Here is a 16,611-nt window from a genome sequence, read left to right as displayed (position 1 = left end):
AAGTTCTTATCACCGCCCACTAGTGCGGCAGTTGAGTAGGCATGGCCTTTGGCTTGAAAGATTTGGTCTTTTTCAATTGCGCCAAACTGACTAATCGCACCATCAACTGGGCAAATATAATTAGCCTGAGCAAACGGTCGGACGCCATGCTTTAGCGGCCGGGTAAAAAACTCATTAAAGCTTTTGTAAGAAGCAATGTCAGGGTTCGCCGCTTCTGCCATGTTCACGTTGTAACGTTTTACAAACCAGCGAATCACCAATGTGGTGATGCTGCCGCCTTGCAAGTGCGCAAGTTTGCCTGCAAGCGCAGTAATGTCTTGTTTAGGCGTGAGATATTGTAAGATGATGCTAAATTTCAATTTTAAATTCCTTGTATCTCGTCATTCCGACGACGGTCGGAATCTCGTGACTTTAGATTCTACGCCTCTGGATTCCAACCTGCGTCGGAATGAGAGTTAGCAAGAAAAAAGGGCAAACCGCTAAACGTTTTGCCCTTCAATGAATTCGCTAATTAGAATTAGTTTTTAGATTGATCAACTAATTTGTTTTTAGCAATCCAAGGCATCATTGCGCGCAACTGACCACCCACTTGCTCAATTGGGTGCGCTGCGTTCAAGCGACGACGTGCTGTCATTTCAGGGTAGTTAGTACGGCCTTCCAAAATGAATTGTTTTGCGTAGTTACCGTTTTGAATATTCTCTAAAGCTTCGCGCATGGCGTAACGTGATTCATCGTTAATCACTTTCGGACCAGTCACGTACTCACCGTATTCTGCATTGTTTGAGATAGAGTAGTTCATGTTGGCAATACCGCCTTCGTACATCAAATCAACAATCAATTTTAGTTCGTGCAAACATTCAAAGTACGCCATTTCAGGCGCGTAACCAGCTTCAACTAGGGTTTCAAAGCCCGCTTTTACTAATTCAACCGCGCCACCACATAGCACCGCTTGCTCGCCGAATAAGTCAGTTTCTGTTTCTTCACGGAAATCCGTTTCAATCACGCCGCCTTTAGTGCCGCCGTTTGCCGCAGCGTATGAAAGTGCAATGTCTTTTGCTTTGCCTGATTTATCTTGGTAAACCGCGATAAGTGAAGGGACGCCGCCGCCTTTTAGGTATTCCGAACGTACTGTGTGGCCTGGGCCTTTTGGAGCAATCATAATCACGTCTAAATCTGCACGTGGCACGATTTGGTTGTAGTGAATATTAAAGCCGTGCGCAAATGCTAATGCCGCGCCTTTTTGCAAGTTTGGTGCAATTTCAGCATCAAAAATGCCAGCCATTGTTTCGTCAGGTAACAATACCATTACAACATCAGCTTGTTTAACTGCATCAGCAATTTCTAAAGTGTTGTGGCCAGCTGCAACAGCTTTAGCCCATGAGCTACCGCCTTTGCGTAAGCCGATAGTGACTGTAGCGCCGCTATCTTTCAGGTTTGCCGCGTGCGCGTGACCTTGTGAACCATAACCAACAATGGTTACTTTTTTACCTTTGATTAAATTAAGGTCTGCGTCTTTATCGTAATAAACTTTCATTTCTGTGATTGCCTTTCCATGCAAATGCTGAATAAATTAGAGAGAGGATTTATAGCTGATTTTTAAACTTTTAGAATACGGTCGCCGCGGCCAATGCCAGAAGCGCCTGTACGCACTGTTTCTAGAATTGCGGCTTTATCTAAACTTTCGATAAAAGCATCTAACTTGTGACCTGAGCCGGTAAGCTCAATCGTAAAGCTGCCGTCTGCCACATCGATAATGCGGCCACGGAAAATATCGCACATACGTTTCATTTCTTCACGGAACGCGCCAGTGGCTTTTACTTTAACCAGCATCAATTCGCGTTCAATAAATTTACCATCATTCAAATCGAGCACTTTTACAACATCCACCAGTTTGTTAAGTTGCTTGATAATTTGCTCGATGACTTCTTCTGAGCCTGAAGTCACAATGGTCATGCGTGACAAAGTTGGGTCTTCGGTCGGGGCTACGGTGAGTGACTCAATGTTGTAGCCACGTGCAGAGAATAAGCCAGCCACGCGAGATAACGCGCCAGATTCATTTTCCATTAACAAAGAAATAATGTGGCGCATTATAGGTCCTCCGCCAGAATCATTTCAGACAACCCTTTACCATTGGCAATCATCGGGAACACGTTTTCTTTTTGGTCTGTAATAAAATCGAGGAATACAAAGCGCGATTTCAGGTCAAACGCCTCTTTCAGCGCACCTTCTACATCTTCCGGCTTGGTAATTTGCATGCCTACGTGGCCGTAAGATTCAGCCAACTTAACAAAGTCTGGCAGGCTGTCCATGTAAGATTCGGAGTAGCGATTTTCGTAGAAGAACTCTTGCCATTGGCGCACCATGCCCAAATAGCGGTTATTGAGTAAAATCACTTTAATTGGCAAATGATATTGCTTACAGGTTGAAAGCTCTTGAATATTCATTTGAATACTACCTTCACCGGTCACACAGGCTACCTGTGCGGTCGGGTCGGCCAGTTGACAGCCCATGGCGTAAGGCAAGCCAACGCCCATGGTGCCTAAGCCGCCAGAGTTGATCCAGCGACGCGGTTTATCAAATTTGTAATATTGAGCTGCCCACATTTGGTGTTGGCCCACGTCGGAGGTTACATATGCCTCGCCTTTGGTGACTTCCCAAAGTTTTTCAATCACGTATTGCGGTTTAATTAAGCCGTTATTGTTGGCGTAGTTTAAACAGAGTTTGCTGCGCCAAGCGTCAATTTGCGCCCACCATGCTTTAAGCGCAGCAGATGGTTGCGGTTTTTCTATGGCGATCAGGTCATTCATTTCAGCCAGTACCGACTTCACGTCGCCTACAATCGGCACATCCACTTTAACGCGTTTGGAGATTGACGATGGGTCAATGTCGATATGAATAATGGTGCGCGATTTGCTAAAAAAGTGTTCTGGGTTGCCAATGACTCGGTCGTCAAAACGCGCGCCAACGGCAAGCAGCACATCACAGTCTTGCATGGCCATATTGGCTTCGTAAGTGCCGTGCATGCCCAGCATGCCAACAAATTGTTTGTCGGTAGAAGGATAGCCACCCAAGCCCATGAGGGTGTTGGTTACTGGTACGCCTAGCGCTTTAACCAATTTAACCAGTGCTTCAGAAGCATCGCCCAATACCACGCCACCACCGGTATAAACCATGGGGCGTTTTGCTTCGAGTAGCAATTTAACAGCTTTTTTGATTTGGCCGCTATGGCCTTTCGTTATTGGGTTGTACGAGCGCAACTCAATCGTGCTGGGGTAATTAAACTCAGCCAAATTAGCGGTAATGTCTTTTGGAATATCAACCACTACCGGCCCTGGGCGCCCAGTTCTGGCAATGTGGAAGGCCTTTTTCATGGTAACGGCGATGTCTTTGACATCTTTTACCAAAAAGTTGTGCTTAACGCAGGGGCGTGTGATGCCCACCATATCAACTTCTTGGAAAGCATCTAAACCAATCGCAGGTACAGGCACTTGGCCGCTAATCACCACCAGCGGGATGGAATCCATGTAAGCCGTCGCAATGCCAGTGATCGCATTAGTTGCACCAGGGCCAGAGGTAACAAGCGCCACGCCCACTTCACCTGTTGCGCGCGAGAATGCATCGGCTGCATGCACCGCGGCCTGCTCGTGACGCACGAGAATGTGTTTAAAGTAATCTTGATTGTAAATCGCGTCGTAAATGTGCAACACTGCCCCACCTGGATAGCCAAAAACGAATTTGACTTTTTCTTCTTCCAAGCAACGAATGATGATATCTGCGCCCGTGATTTTTTTAGTATCTGCCATAAATCTTTAAATAAAATATTTCTATTTTTTAATATTATTCGGTAACCCCATAGATTAACGGTTTGAGCCCGTTTGGTCAAGAATGAAAGTGTAGCGCATGCATTGTTTTTTTGAGATAAAACTCTGTTTATTCGATTGTTCTTGGTTCATCGCGCGCGTCAAGCTTTACGCAAGTTCGGTTGCTATTGCGGAGGCTTAAAATCTTATCTCTAAAATAGAGTGTAAATCACCTGCCCTGCAAGCCTCATGGATATTGGTTTGCAGGGCAGAGACTTTGATCGTTTTTAGCTTGAATTAGATTATTTATCGTTTAACGAATTGCCTACTTTACAGTTAACTATCGTCCATTATTTTGTGAGCATTAAATTTACTCGCTATTTTAATGGCATGTCGATAAAACCAAATACCCTACCACACGTTTAGGTGATTGTGAGCCGGTGAGAACAAGCCTAATGTGGTATCCAATGTAGTACAAATCTTAATAAAAAAACTATTGCTTTATAAGCAGAAATTGGCAGTTTAAAAAATGAATTAGGTGGCAAAAATAGGCTGGTCGTTGAAGCTAACGCTAGTAAGTTGGTACCCCTAACAATAAGAAAAATATTATTAATGGAGTCAATGAGGTAAGGAGATTTTTAATCGTGTGTCTTTGATGGCTGGTTGCAGATGTCGGTGAATGATGCACGGTAATCCTTAGTTGTTGAAAGGGGTGTAATCATGAGCTCATATGAAAAATTAGTGCAAAATACAATAGATTTGCACCGTCAGATAACGCAGGCAAAGCTAACGCGTCGTGATTTGCTTAAGATGGGGATGTTAAGCGCTGCGACAGGCATGCTTTTGCCAATGTCAGGATTAAGTTTACGCGCCTTAGCAAAAGACGACGATCCCACTAACCCTGCCATTTGCCCCGTTCCAGGGCTTGCTCCACCACTGGGGATGATTAGTCCGCCAACACGCCCTTGGATAGAGGAAATGCCACGTTTGGTTGAAAAACAAACAGTACGTGGCAATCACCCCGATAATATTGATACAGGATATTATGGTTATGGGGGTGCGCCAGGGCCGATGCCTGTAGGTGATGCGCAGGGCAGGGGTGGCGATTCCAAAATCCATTGTTTGTATGATCACCCAGAAATGGCTTCCCATTTCCCGGTGCAAAATATGGGGCATCAAGCTTGGTCTGCTAATGGGTTGATTTATTGCCCACCCGAAAAGTGGTATGAACTAAGAGAAAAACAATTCGACCATGTCTGGCATAAAGACCTGCCTGCTGGGAGCGGGGGACAGCCCGCATGGGGATTTGATGGCGTGTTTCCTGGCCCGATGTTCCGCGTGCGTTATGGAGAACCGCATTTTGTGCGCATTCATAACGATTTGCCTACGCGTAATTTAGGTTTTGGCATTAATCAAACCAGTACACATTTGCACAATATGCACATGCCTGCTGAAAGCGACGGCAACCCCTTGTTGCCAAATTATTCCGGCTCTTATTGGGATCATCATTACCCAAATGTGTATGCGGGAGTGAAACAATTTGGAGGTTTAGGTAACCCCAACGAAGGGCTGGGGACCTTGTTTTACCACGATCATAAGCTGGATTTTACCGCACAGAACGTTTATGCAGGCTTGGTCGGCATGACCAGTATTTACGATGCCCCAGGTATTTATGCCAACCCGACTATGGGCGATTATGGTGACCCGGAGGAAGCCACTGGCTGGCGTTTGCCTTGTGGACCCAATTTTGAGTTTGATGTGGGTTTGGTCTTTCACGACAGGCAATTTGATACTTTGGGAGCTGACTTTTTCCCGCTGGCCTGTTTCGATGGGGCTGTAGGCGATAAAATCACGGTAAATGGCAAAATACAGCCGTTTTTCCCAGTAAAGCGGCGTAAATACCGTTTCAGGATGTTGAATATCGGGCCGTCACGTACCTATCAATGGGCATTAAGCAATAATTCAAATTTTGTTGTTATCGCTACCGATGGTAATTTGCTGCCAGCCCCTATTACTGTAAAAACCTTTCAACAAGTTCCTGCGGAACGTTTTGATGTCATTCTGGATTTTTCAAAATATGTGCCAGGGACACAAATCATTTTGTATAACCGTGCTGAGCAAACCAGTGGCGCTAAACCCACAGGTAAATTGTTAACGCCTGGCGTGCCGGTTCTTAAATTTATCGTGGATACTGGAGCAGTCGTCGACAATAGTATTATTCCAAGTACTTTACGCCCACTACCTGACATCTCGACTCCTGTTACTAACAACCGCACTTGGGAGTTTAAGCGGAGAAGCGGTGAGTGGGTTGTAAACAGAGAGCCATTTGATCGAAATGTGATTAGCGCCACCATACAAGAAGGCACGGCAGAAAAATGGACGATTGTGAATGGCGGCGGTGGTTGGACACACCCTATACATGTACATCATGAGGAGCATCGGGTGTTGAGTTATAACGGTAAACCCGTAGGCGGGCTATATGCAGGGCGTAAAGATGTTATTTCATTAGAAAAAAACGCTTATGCCGAAATTTACTTACGCTTCCGCGATTTTAAAGGGCTCTACGTTATGCATTGTCACAATACCGTGCATGAAGATCACGCCATGATGGTGTTGTGGAAATTGGTATGATGCTTTTACGAAAGTTTTTGTGTTTTCAAGTGAAGGAGACGCATCATGAATAGAAGAGAGTTCTTCAATTTAGGGCTAGCACCATTTTTGTTATCAACATCGGTGACGGCTACTAATACTATTTCTGCGCCTGTTGCGTCCATGGCCAACCAGCCTGCTGAGCCGTTATCGCGACTAGCCAAAAATGGCTTTTTACCGAATGTGCCATTGGTCACGCATCGCAATCAAAACGTTCGGTTTTATGATGATTTGGTGCGTGAAAAAACCGTATTAATTAATTTTTTCTTAATTCAATGTTCAGAAGGGCGATGCCCATTAGCCATGGCTAATTTAAGGCAAGTGCAAAACATGCTAGGTAGTCGCATGGGCAAAGATGTGTTCTTTCTATCCATTACCTTGCAACCTTTGTTAAATACGCCGCAAGCCTTAAATAAATACGCGGAAATTTTCAAACCAAAGCCAGGCTGGGATTTGCTGACAGGGAAGCCCGAGGATGTTGAAACCTTGCGCCGTACTTTAGGTTTTGCAGATGCAGACCCTGAACTGGACAACGATTTGCAAAATCACACCAGCCTAGCCCGCTATGGCAATGATAAATTAGAGCGCTGGGGCATGGTGTCGCTACGGTCGTCGCCGAATAATATTGCCAGTACGTTTAAATGGCTTACGGTGTAGATGCGCCTGAATAGGATGTTGCTTGCCAGACATTAATGTAAGAGGATAAAAATGACCTACCCTGCGACCCGCATGGATATTGGCTTGTGGGGCAGCTAAATGGACGAATGCTTAGCCTCAGTTTTAGTAAAGAAAACTATTTTAAATGTTCTGCGGCCTCATCTAATCCGCCTCCAGCGGTGGCGCCACTTTCATCAACTCTTCAATCGTTGTTATGCCTGCAGCTATTTTCTCAGCGCCGTTGATTACTAGTGGCTGCATACCATCTTTATAGGCTTGTCTGGTGAGGTCGGCTAAATTCGTTTCTGGCGTAATAAGTTTACGCAGGGCAGGGGTAATGGTGAGCATTTCATAAATGCCACTGCGGCCTCTAAAGCCTGTATTGCGGCATTCTAAACAGCCTACCGGTTTGTAGATGTGGGCTGGTTTTGCGAGTTTAAAGTCGCCTACCAGTGCATCCCATGTGCTTTGGTCAATCGGCTCTGGCACTTTGCAACTGGTGCATAATGTACGCACTAGGCGTTGTGCCATAATGCCTAATACCGTTGAGTGTATCAGGTACGAAGGTACGCCTAAATCTAATAGTCGTGTGACAGCAGAAGGCGCATCGTTGGTGTGCAAGGTGGATAGCACCAAATGCCCAGTAAGTGCGGCTTGAATCGCCATGTCCGCCGTTTCTAAATCGCGAATTTCACCGACCATGATAATGTCGGGGTCTTGCCGCATTAGGGTGCGGATGCCCGCGGCGAAGTTTAAGCCAATATTTTGCTGTACCTGCATTTGGTTAAATAAAGGCTCGACCATTTCAATCGGCTCTTCTACCGTACATACATTCACTTCTGGCGTGGCCAGTGTGCGTAAAGTGGCGTACAGCGTGGTGGTTTTACCCGAGCCCGTTGGCCCAGTAACTAAAATGATGCCGTTGGGCGATTTTGTCCAACCGTGCCAAATTTGCGCTTGCGCTTCGGCAAAACCTAGCGCTAAAAAGCCTTTTTCGGAGACTTCAGGCGCAAAAATCCGCATGACTAATTTTTCACCAAACGCGGTAGGCATCGTGGATAGCCGCAGCTCGATTTCTTGACCTTCTGCACTTAAAGTTTTAATGCGCCCATCTTGTGGGCGGCGTTTTTCTACCATGTCCATTCTGCCTAGCAACTTAATGCGGCTGGTGATGGCGTTCATAATATTCGGAGGCAGTTGATACACTTGATGCAACACACCATCGATTCTAAAACGCATGATGCCCATGCCACGGCGCGGCTCTAAGTGAATGTCGCTGGCGCGCTGTTCAAAGGCGTATTTGAACAACCAATCGACAATATTCACCACATGCTGCTCGTTGGCATCAAGGTTTTTATCTTTGCCCAGTTCAATTAATTGCTCAAAGTTTTGCACACCAACGATTTGTCCCGCTTTGGCTAAATCAGCGGCATTCATTGAGTTGGCAAGGTTGTAAATCTCAGGCAAATAACGGCTAATCTCCAACGGATTCGCCATGACCAGCTTGATTTTCATCTTAAGCACACGCTCAAGGTCGGTAATCCAGTCGGTGCTGAAGGGCTCCGTGGTAGCAATGACAGCTTCACCATTTTTTACTGAAATTGGCATGATTTTTAGGCGTTCCGCATAGCCTTGCGAAACGATTTTAGCGGCAGAACCAAAATCCAATTTAAGTGGGTCAATATGGTAAAAATCAAGCCCAGAGCGCTCTGCAAGCCAGTTTGAGAGCATTTCAACGGTGATGGGTTTTTGCGCTGCTTTTAGACTTTTCCATTTTTGCTCGCCGACTACCACGAGCGGATGCAGGTTGGACGAATCAAGCTTGCGATCTTTGTATAACTTTTCTGCGTGGGCTTTATCCACAATGCCATCGCTGACTAGCATGCGTAACGTGTCGCCCAGCGTCAGGCGGCCATTTGGGTTGCTTAAAATCGTCGGTTTGCTCATCGGGCTTGTGGTCCTTGTTAAAGCACTTGTTTTAATCAGTTTGAATGATTCTCATGGATAAATCGGTAGCCTGTATATGCTTGGTAATCGCGCCAATCGATATTCTATCCACGCCAGTCAATGCAATTTCACGTACATTTTTTAGCCCTATGCCACCTGAGGCTTCTAGCACAGCCCGTTTGCCTGATTGTAAATTAAAGCGCACCGCTTCAGCTAATTGTTCTGTACTAAAGTTATCGAGCAAAATACTGGTGGCACCTGCGGCTAATGCCTCTTTTAGTTGAGACATATTTTCAACTTCAATTTGTATACTTTTGCCAGAGTTTAGTGCAAAGGCTTGCGCCAAGACTTTGTCTATTGCACCTGCGGCGGCAATGTGATTTTCTTTGATAAGAATGCCGTCGTATAAGGCGAGGCGCTGATTATGGCCGCCACCAACAGTCACTGCATATTTTTGCGCTAAACGTAAATTAGGAATAGTTTTGCGGGTATCTAAAATTTGACTTTGCGTACCAGCAATGGCGTCTACATATTGACGCGTTGCTGTGGCGGTGGCCGACAATGTTTGCAAGAAATTCAGCGCGCAGCGCTCCGCTGTTAGCAGGGAGCGGGCAGTACCACTGATTTCACACAATATTTGGTTTGCCTGAACGCGCTCGCCTTCGCTTACTTTCCATTCAATGGTAACGCCAGCATCTACTTGCCTAAAACACGCTTTTACCCAAGGTATGCCGCAAATCACCGCAGTCTCGCGTGCGATAATGGTTGCAGTTACATCTTGTGCGGCTGGCACCAGCGATGCCGTCAGGTCGCCCGTGCCAATGTCTTCATTCAGCGCAGCTTGTACCTGCTGGCGAACCAAATCGTTGAAGACTGTTGAATTAGCTGGGTAATATTGGTTAAATAAACTCATGGTTTGAATTATAATGCTATCAATCATTTATTTTTAGTAAAAAATCAGCTTAGCGCATAATATGAAACTTTTATACACACTCAATAGCCCGTATGCACGCAAAGTACGCATCGTGGCAGCAGAAAAACACATTGATTTGAAACTTGAGGAAGTGGTGCTGGCCGCGCCAGATTGCCCTGTTAAGCAATATAACCCATTAGGTAAGGTACCAGTATTGGTGTTGCAAGATGGTGATAGCTTGTATGATTCTCGCGTGATTGTTGAATACTTAGACAACCGCACTCCGTTAGCACATTTGATTCCGCAAGATCATGGCGCTAAAATTCAAGTACGCCGCTGGGAGGCGCTGGCCGATGGTGTTTGTGATGCCGCCGTCGCCACAATGCTCGAACAACGTAAATTCGCCGAGAAGCAAGATGCCAGCTTCATTGAACGTCAAATGGAAAAAGTCAAACGTGGCTTGCAAGCCTTAAATGAGGCGTTGGAAAGTGATAAAAAGCTCACAAAAAGTCAGTGGTACGTAAATGGGACCTTTAGTTTGGCGGATGTGGCGGTAGGCTGTACGCTGGGTTACATTAATTTGCGCTTTGGCCAGGTGATTAATCTTGCAGCAGAATATCCCAATTTAGAGCGTTTAAATGCCGCGCTTCTAAAAAGACAATCGTTTAAAGACAGTTTGCCCGTCGCTTAAATTCTTTAATATATACTTGCTGGTTATAGCAAACTGGTAAAAAAATCGTGGCTTTCATCGACAATTCCAGACAGCCGATTTTTTTTACGCATGGATTGACGGTAATTTAAACGTTTTTGTGCAGCAGGTGGAAAGTCGGTAAAGCGCAACATGCCTCTGTCGATTAATATCGAAATCAAATCTTCCAATACTCGTGCTAATTGAATGTCGCTTTCACGGAAGGGCGAACCTTCAGCCAGCGAATTCTCTAAGAAATCAAGATACTCTTTCGCGTTGTTATCAATGAGTTCCCAGCCATTGCCCAAGTTCTCAGACGAAGTGCCCGTAATGTTTCCCTGTGGGTTTCTTAAGATATAGGCCATGGTAATCTCAGCAATCTACTCGCATTTAAATGAGATCATTTTATTGCTTGTGGGCTAAAGCCAAATCAGGGAATAAACGGTGGAATAGACTTCAAATTTTGACTTTAGCAATTTCTTATACGCCATAGTCCAATCAAGGCTAAGTTGCTCAGGGCGGGTTTGCTAATGCCGCATCTAGCTCATTAAAGAGCGCTTTATATAAGCCGCGTGTGTGCTTGTTCCAATGCTGCCAATCTTTTTCTAAGCTTGTTTTTAGGTTTTTCGCCGTTTGAATATCGCCAGTGCTTGCCGCCCAGAGTGCGTAGCGAACGCGGGTTTCAGCTGAGCCGAATTTTTCAGCGGCCTTTGCAAATTCAACGCCTGCGTTGGAGTTATCTTGGCTTTCCGCATAGCTTTGGGCGAGTAACAGGCTTAATTCTTCTGGCCTAAAAGTCGCTTGTTTTTGTCTGATATCTAATAACAGTTCGGTGGCAAGGTGCGGCTGCTTATTGTGAATTTTTGCTTTGGCCGCGCCAAAACAAACTTCTGGGTCATTGGCAAATGGGCCGCTTAAGCAGGCATCAAATTGCACCACCGCCTCGTTATATTCACCTGCGCCATCAAGCGCCGCCGCTAGGCGCATTCTGTTTTGTACTGTAGGGGTTAAGTCAAAGGCTTGCCTTGCCTCACGGAGTTCTCGTGTGGGGTCCAGCAGTGTCAAGGCAATGCTGGAGACTTGTTTGACGCCACGTTCTACTTTTGACGAAGGCAAATATTCCGCAAAAAAGTAGACGGCGCTACCCAGCAGCGGAAAGGAGAATAAAATGAGTAGCCAATACATTTGACGCCCAGTGCGCATAGCATGCACTGCAAAAAACAGGGCGATTAAAATATGGATGCTACCTAAAATGTATGGCATGTGTATCCTTTTATGATTCTTTGTGCCTCTAGTCCGCTGAGTTTGTCGAAGGGGGTATTGATCGGACCGCCCTTCGACAAACTCAGCGGACGAGATTTTAACTGATTGGTATCTTGTTTATATCGCGCTGGTGATAATGCCACCACCTAGACAAACATTGCTTTCATACACTACCGCGGATTGACCAGGTGTAATCGCCCATTGCTTTTGACCAAATTTAATTTCCACCTCCTCTTGAGTCAAGCGATCAATCTCACAGGGTGCATCGGGTTGGCGATAACGCGTTTTGGCCGCATACACCCAATTGGTGATGGGCTCTTCGTTGTCTATCCATGTCAATTGGCTGGCTTTTAAGCCATCATTTAGTAACAACGGGTGTTCGTGGCCTTGCACAACGACCAACTCGTTTTTATCCATATCTTTGGCGGCCACAAACCAAGGTTCGCCATTGCTTTCACGGCTGCCGCCGATTTTTAAGCCTTGGCGTTGACCGAGCGTGTAATACATCAAGCCTTCATGACGCCCCACCAATTTACCTTCAGGCGTTTTAATGTCGCCAGGTTCGCGTGGCAGATATTTGCTTAAAAACTCTTGAAAAGGGCGCTCACCAATAAAGCAAATGCCAGTCGAATCTTTTTTCTCTGCATTGATTAACCCTGCATTACGCGCAATTTCGCGTACTTCACGCTTGAGCATTTGCCCAAGTGGAAACAAGGTTTTGCTCAACTGCGCTTGGTTTAAGCGGTATAAAAAATAACTTTGATCTTTGCTCCCGTCATCGGCCTTCAGGAGCTGAAACAAGCCAGGTTTAAGCGGATTTTCGCGCACTTGTGCGTAATGCCCAGTGGCGATTAAATCAGCCCCCAAGCCCATGGCATGGTCTAAAAATGCTTTAAATTTAATTTCTGCATTGCATAAAATATCGGGGTTTGGTGTGCGTCCAGCTTTGTACTCACTTAAAAAATTAGCAAACACGCGGTCTTTATATTCAGCACTAAAGTTGACTGCTTCAATATCGATGCCAATCTTATCGGCCACAGAAACCGCATCTATCAAATCTTGCTTGCTAGAACAGTATTCATCGGTGTCATCGTCTTCCCAGTTTTTCATGAAAAGGCCCGTCACTTCATATCCTTGTTGTTTAAGTAACAAGGCAGTTACAGAAGAATCAACTCCACCAGAAAGACCAACAACTACTTTTTTCTTCATAATACTTTAAACCTTGTTAAATATAATTAATCGCCCTGAGCTTGTCGAAGGGTTACAAATGCGTTACAACAGACAGTGGAAATTTTTGCCCATTTAAATAATCCTCAATACACGTAATCACTTGCGGACTACGCATTAACTTAGCGTTGCTACGAATTTCTTCTAGGGACATCCAAACAGTGCGAATAATGCCATCGTCCAGCCCCAGTTCTGGTTGATGATTCGCTACCGTACCAATGTAGGCAAAGCGCAAATACGTGGTGTCATTGTGTTCATGCTTCCAATGATAAATGCCTAGCAATGCCTCTGGCTTAAAGTTATAAGCGGTTTCTTCTAAGGTTTCGCGTATCACAGCTTCTAGCAAAGTTTCGTTGTCTTCTAAATGCCCGGCGGGCTGATTGAAGCGGTTGCCGCGATCGGTGGTTTCTTCCACCAGTAAGAATTTTCCGCTATCTTCTACGATTGCCGCGACAGTTGCATGTGGCTTCCATTGCATGGTTTATGTCTTCAGTTATGTTTGTACTATTTTAACCCGAAGTGTTTAAGCCGAAGTGGCTTAATCGTATGAAAAAAGCAGATTTAGCTGGCAAGCTGGGGGAAAAGGCCGATTAAACCATGTGCGATAAACTCTACCGCCATGGCCGCTAAAATAAGCCCCATTAGGCGCGTAACAATATTGATGCCGATGGTGCCGAGTTTAAGTGAGATACCAACCGATAAACGCAGCACCAGCCAAATAATGACAGAAATGATGAAGATGGGCGCCAATAAAGATAAATGGCCTGCAAAGCTGCTATTTTGTTGTGCGGCGATAATCATGCTACTGATGGCGCCAGGGCCAGCGAGCAAAGGGATGCTCAAGGGTACAATAGCAATCACATTGCGTTCTGCCATGGATTGCGCTTCTTCAGGCGTTTGACGTGTACCACTTTGCTTGCCGTGCATCATGGAAATGGCAATGAGCATAAGCAATATGCCGCCGCCCACCTGAAAAGAGGGAATAGTGATGCCGAAAAAATCGAGTATTTTATCGCCCACAAAAGCAGAAACTGCCAACACGATAAATACGGTGATTGCCACGGTTTTGGCTGTTTTGGCACGTTCTTGCCTGCTCCAGCCATCAGTTGCGCTGATGAAGATAGGTATGCTGCCGATCGGGTTCACAATGGCAAATAATGCAATGGTCACCTTAAGTAGAGTCGCCCAGTCTGTCATGTAAAATAGCCGATTAATTGCAGAATTAAAGAATTTTTGATTAAACCTTTGTTAATATCAACATAGTAAATTAAAGTAGCCGCATGCGTAAGAAAATGTTAGTTAACCCAATGTTGAGTTTATAAATGGTTATTTCGCAATTCAGTACAAAACCCTTCGTTTATCTAGCCTCTCGTAGCCCGCGCAGAGTCGAATTATTAAACCAGATAGGGGTGCGTTGCGAAAGCTTGCCAGCGGATATTGATGAAACAAAACAGATTGGCGAGTCACCCGAAACATATGTCACAAGGTTAGCGCGACAAAAGGCAGCGGCCTGTTTGACACGATTGACTAGCGAACAAGGTCTTCATCCTGTGATCGCGGCAGACACGACCGTTGTTCTAGCGGAAAACGTACTTGAAAAGCCAGTGGATGATGCCGATGCACGTAACATGTTGCAACAGTTATCAGGCAGTGTGCATGTGGTACTTACGGCAGTCGCAATGGCTTGGAAAGGCAACATCGAAGTTGTAGTATCAAATTCTTTGGTAGAAATGATGGTACTGAGTGAAAGGCAAATAGCTCATTTCATTGCATCGGGCGAGCATCTCGACAAGGCAGGGAGTTACGGTATACAAGGTTTGGCTGGCGCCTGGATTAAACGCATTGACGGCAGCTATTCTGGTGTAATGGGTTTGCCAGTGTATGAAACAGCTGCTTTATTAAGAAAAGCAGGCGTTGGTGTTTTTTAATCGATTTTTTTAAAGTCCGTTTACTAATAATTTAGAATTAAAGTAGAGATATAAAGAGAATAAAGTTGAGTGAAGAGATACTAATTAACGTAACCCCGCAAGAAACGCGCATTGCCATGATGGAAAATGGTGTGGTGCAAGAACTGCAAATCGAACGCGGCTCGTCACTAGGCCTGGTGGGTAATGTCTACCGCGGTGTAGTCTGTCGCGTTTTGCCGGGCATGCAATCGGCCTTTGTAGAGATTGGTTTGCAGCGCGCGGCTTTCTTGCATGTGGGGGATATTTTTGAATGTGGTCAATCTGAGACGCAATTACCGATTCAATCGGTGTTGCATGAAGGCCAGTCCATCATGGTACAGGTCATTAAAGAACCGATTGGCACAAAGGGTGCACGCTTAACTACGCAACTTAGCATTGCGGGTCGATTTTTAGTCTATTTGCCTCAGCAAGATCATATTGGCGTATCGCAACGCATTGAGAATGAAGACGAACGTGAGCATTTAAGGGCGCGCCTGTTGGGCTTGCTACCTACGACCCATGTGGGTGGCTACATTATTAGAACGATGTCAGAAACTGCCACAGATGCTGAACTGCTGGCAGACATTGATTATTTGACCAAAACCTGGGCACATATTTCAGCAAAATACAAAACAACCTCGGATCGCTCATTGGTTTTTCAGGATTTAAACTTACCCATGCGCGTTTTGCGTGATGTGTTGTGTGCAGACACCGAAACTGTACGTATTGATTCCAGTGAAACCTATCAAAAATTAGTGGAGTTTGCGAATCTATACGCCCTTACTGCAGTTGATAAACTGGTGCATTATTCAGGCGAGCGGCCTTTATTTGATTTGTATAGCATCGAGCAAGAAATTGAAAATGCCATGTCACGCAAAGTACAGCTTAAGTCTGGCGGCTATTTGATTTTTGATCAAACGGAAGCGCTAACCACTGTTGATGTGAACACAGGCAGTTTTGTTAGTGGTAAAAATCTATCCGACACCATTTTTAAAACCAATCTTGAAGCTGCACAATCGATTGCCCGGCAACTACGGTTAAGAAACTTGGGCGGTATCATCATCATTGATTTTATTGATATGGATGAAGATAGCCAGCGTGAAGCCGTTTTAGAAGAGCTGCAAAAAGCCGTGGCGCTAGACCGTTCACGTATTGGGGTGAATGGGTTTACCCCATTAGGCTTGGTGGAAATGACGCGTAAGCGCACACGTGAGAGCCTGGCGCATATACTTTGTGAGCCTTGCCCTACATGCCAAGGCCGAGGTGAAATCAAGACCGCACAAACAGTCTGTTATGAGATTTTGCGGGAGTTGCTACGCGAGGCGCGCCAATTTAATGCGCGCGAGCTTAGGGTGCTAGCAGCACCTAAAGTAATCGACATGCTACTAGATGAAGAATCGCAAAGCTTGGCTAATTTATCTGACTTTATCGGTAAGCCAATTTCACTGTTAGTCGAGCCCAGCTATAGCCAAGAATCGTTTGATATTATTTTGATGTAGTTTAGATGAGCTGTAATTACAC

At 45.4% G+C, this 16,611-nt stretch carries 16 protein-coding genes; 5 read left to right on the top strand and 11 right to left on the bottom strand.

Going from position 1 to position 16,611, the window contains the following annotated elements:
* The 4 genes from HOO90_RS02490 to HOO90_RS02475 all read right to left on the bottom strand — a co-directional run.
* Positions 1-359, bottom strand: a 359-nt coding sequence (locus HOO90_RS02490; protein WP_292839130.1) for a phosphatidylserine decarboxylase, incomplete at its 3' end; no start/stop codon positions are given.
* Between the two features lie 158 nt (positions 360-517).
* Entirely contained in the window at positions 518-1,534 is a 1,017-nt protein-coding gene (ilvC, locus tag HOO90_RS02485) for a ketol-acid reductoisomerase (RefSeq protein ID WP_292839128.1), read from the bottom strand.
* A gap of 62 nt (positions 1,535-1,596) precedes the next feature.
* On the bottom strand, positions 1,597-2,088 hold the full coding sequence (ilvN, locus tag HOO90_RS02480; RefSeq protein WP_292839126.1) for an acetolactate synthase small subunit: 492 nt from the start codon (positions 2,086-2,088) through the stop codon (positions 1,597-1,599).
* Positions 2,088-3,803 carry an acetolactate synthase 3 catalytic subunit gene (locus HOO90_RS02475; protein WP_292839124.1) on the bottom strand — a complete coding sequence of 572 codons (1,716 nt, stop codon included), beginning with the start codon at positions 3,801-3,803 and terminating at the stop codon, positions 2,088-2,090. The genes ilvN and HOO90_RS02475 overlap by 1 nt, the downstream gene beginning before the upstream one ends.
* Positions 3,804-4,520: 717 nt before the next feature.
* Here HOO90_RS02475 and HOO90_RS02470 point away from each other — a divergent pair.
* Entirely contained in the window at positions 4,521-6,431 is a 1,911-nt protein-coding gene (locus HOO90_RS02470; protein WP_292839122.1) for a multicopper oxidase family protein, read from the top strand.
* A 45-nt stretch (positions 6,432-6,476) separates the two neighbouring features.
* Entirely contained in the window at positions 6,477-7,106 is a 630-nt protein-coding gene (locus tag HOO90_RS02465; protein ID WP_292839120.1) for an SCO family protein, read from the top strand.
* Between the two features lie 162 nt (positions 7,107-7,268).
* Here the strand turns inward: HOO90_RS02465 and HOO90_RS02460 are convergent, their stop codons facing one another.
* Together HOO90_RS02460 and nadC are read right to left on the bottom strand one after the other, a co-directional pair.
* Complete coding sequence (locus HOO90_RS02460; protein ID WP_292839118.1) at positions 7,269-9,053, bottom strand: GspE/PulE family protein; 1,785 nt, start codon at positions 9,051-9,053, stop codon at positions 7,269-7,271.
* A 31-nt stretch (positions 9,054-9,084) separates the two neighbouring features.
* Positions 9,085-9,966, bottom strand: a complete 882-nt coding sequence (gene nadC, locus HOO90_RS02455) for a carboxylating nicotinate-nucleotide diphosphorylase (RefSeq protein ID WP_292839116.1) — start codon at positions 9,964-9,966, stop codon at positions 9,085-9,087.
* Positions 9,967-10,027: 61 nt separating this feature from the next.
* On the opposite strand from nadC, the gene HOO90_RS02450 reads away from it, so the two are divergent.
* On the top strand, positions 10,028-10,657 hold the full coding sequence (locus tag HOO90_RS02450) for a glutathione S-transferase N-terminal domain-containing protein (RefSeq protein ID WP_292839114.1): 630 nt from the start codon (positions 10,028-10,030) through the stop codon (positions 10,655-10,657).
* A gap of 23 nt (positions 10,658-10,680) precedes the next feature.
* Here the strand turns inward: HOO90_RS02450 and HOO90_RS02445 are convergent, their stop codons facing one another.
* The 5 genes from HOO90_RS02445 to HOO90_RS02425 all read right to left on the bottom strand — a co-directional run bounded on the left by HOO90_RS02445 (position 10,681) and on the right by HOO90_RS02425 (position 14,341).
* Positions 10,681-11,019: a hypothetical protein gene (locus HOO90_RS02445; RefSeq protein ID WP_292839112.1), complete on the bottom strand. Its 339-nt coding sequence runs from the start codon at positions 11,017-11,019 to the stop codon at positions 10,681-10,683.
* A gap of 148 nt (positions 11,020-11,167) precedes the next feature.
* Positions 11,168-11,917, bottom strand: coding sequence for a hypothetical protein (locus HOO90_RS02440; RefSeq protein ID WP_292839110.1), 750 nt, complete (start codon positions 11,915-11,917; stop codon positions 11,168-11,170).
* 117 nt (positions 11,918-12,034) lie between these two features.
* Entirely contained in the window at positions 12,035-13,129 is a 1,095-nt protein-coding gene (mnmA, locus tag HOO90_RS02435) for a tRNA 2-thiouridine(34) synthase MnmA (protein ID WP_292839136.1), read from the bottom strand.
* 49 nt (positions 13,130-13,178) lie between these two features.
* Positions 13,179-13,622, bottom strand: a complete 444-nt coding sequence (locus HOO90_RS02430) for an NUDIX hydrolase (RefSeq protein ID WP_292839108.1) — start codon at positions 13,620-13,622, stop codon at positions 13,179-13,181.
* A gap of 83 nt (positions 13,623-13,705) precedes the next feature.
* Complete coding sequence (locus HOO90_RS02425) at positions 13,706-14,341, bottom strand: MarC family protein (RefSeq protein ID WP_292839106.1); 636 nt, start codon at positions 14,339-14,341, stop codon at positions 13,706-13,708.
* 125 nt (positions 14,342-14,466) lie between these two features.
* Between HOO90_RS02425 and HOO90_RS02420 the strand changes: the two genes are divergently transcribed.
* Positions 14,467-15,072: a nucleoside triphosphate pyrophosphatase gene (locus HOO90_RS02420; RefSeq protein ID WP_292839104.1), complete on the top strand. Its 606-nt coding sequence runs from the start codon at positions 14,467-14,469 to the stop codon at positions 15,070-15,072.
* A 65-nt stretch (positions 15,073-15,137) separates the two neighbouring features.
* Entirely contained in the window at positions 15,138-16,589 is a 1,452-nt protein-coding gene (rng, locus tag HOO90_RS02415; RefSeq protein WP_292839102.1) for a ribonuclease G, read from the top strand.
* Positions 16,590-16,611: the final 22 nt, after the last annotated feature.

The sequence above is a fragment of the Methylotenera sp. genome (assembly GCF_013141425.1).
Lineage (GTDB): Bacteria > Pseudomonadota > Gammaproteobacteria > Burkholderiales > Methylophilaceae > Methylotenera.
Note: the sequence above shows the minus strand (reverse complement) of the source record. Positions and strands in the feature narration are given on the sequence as shown.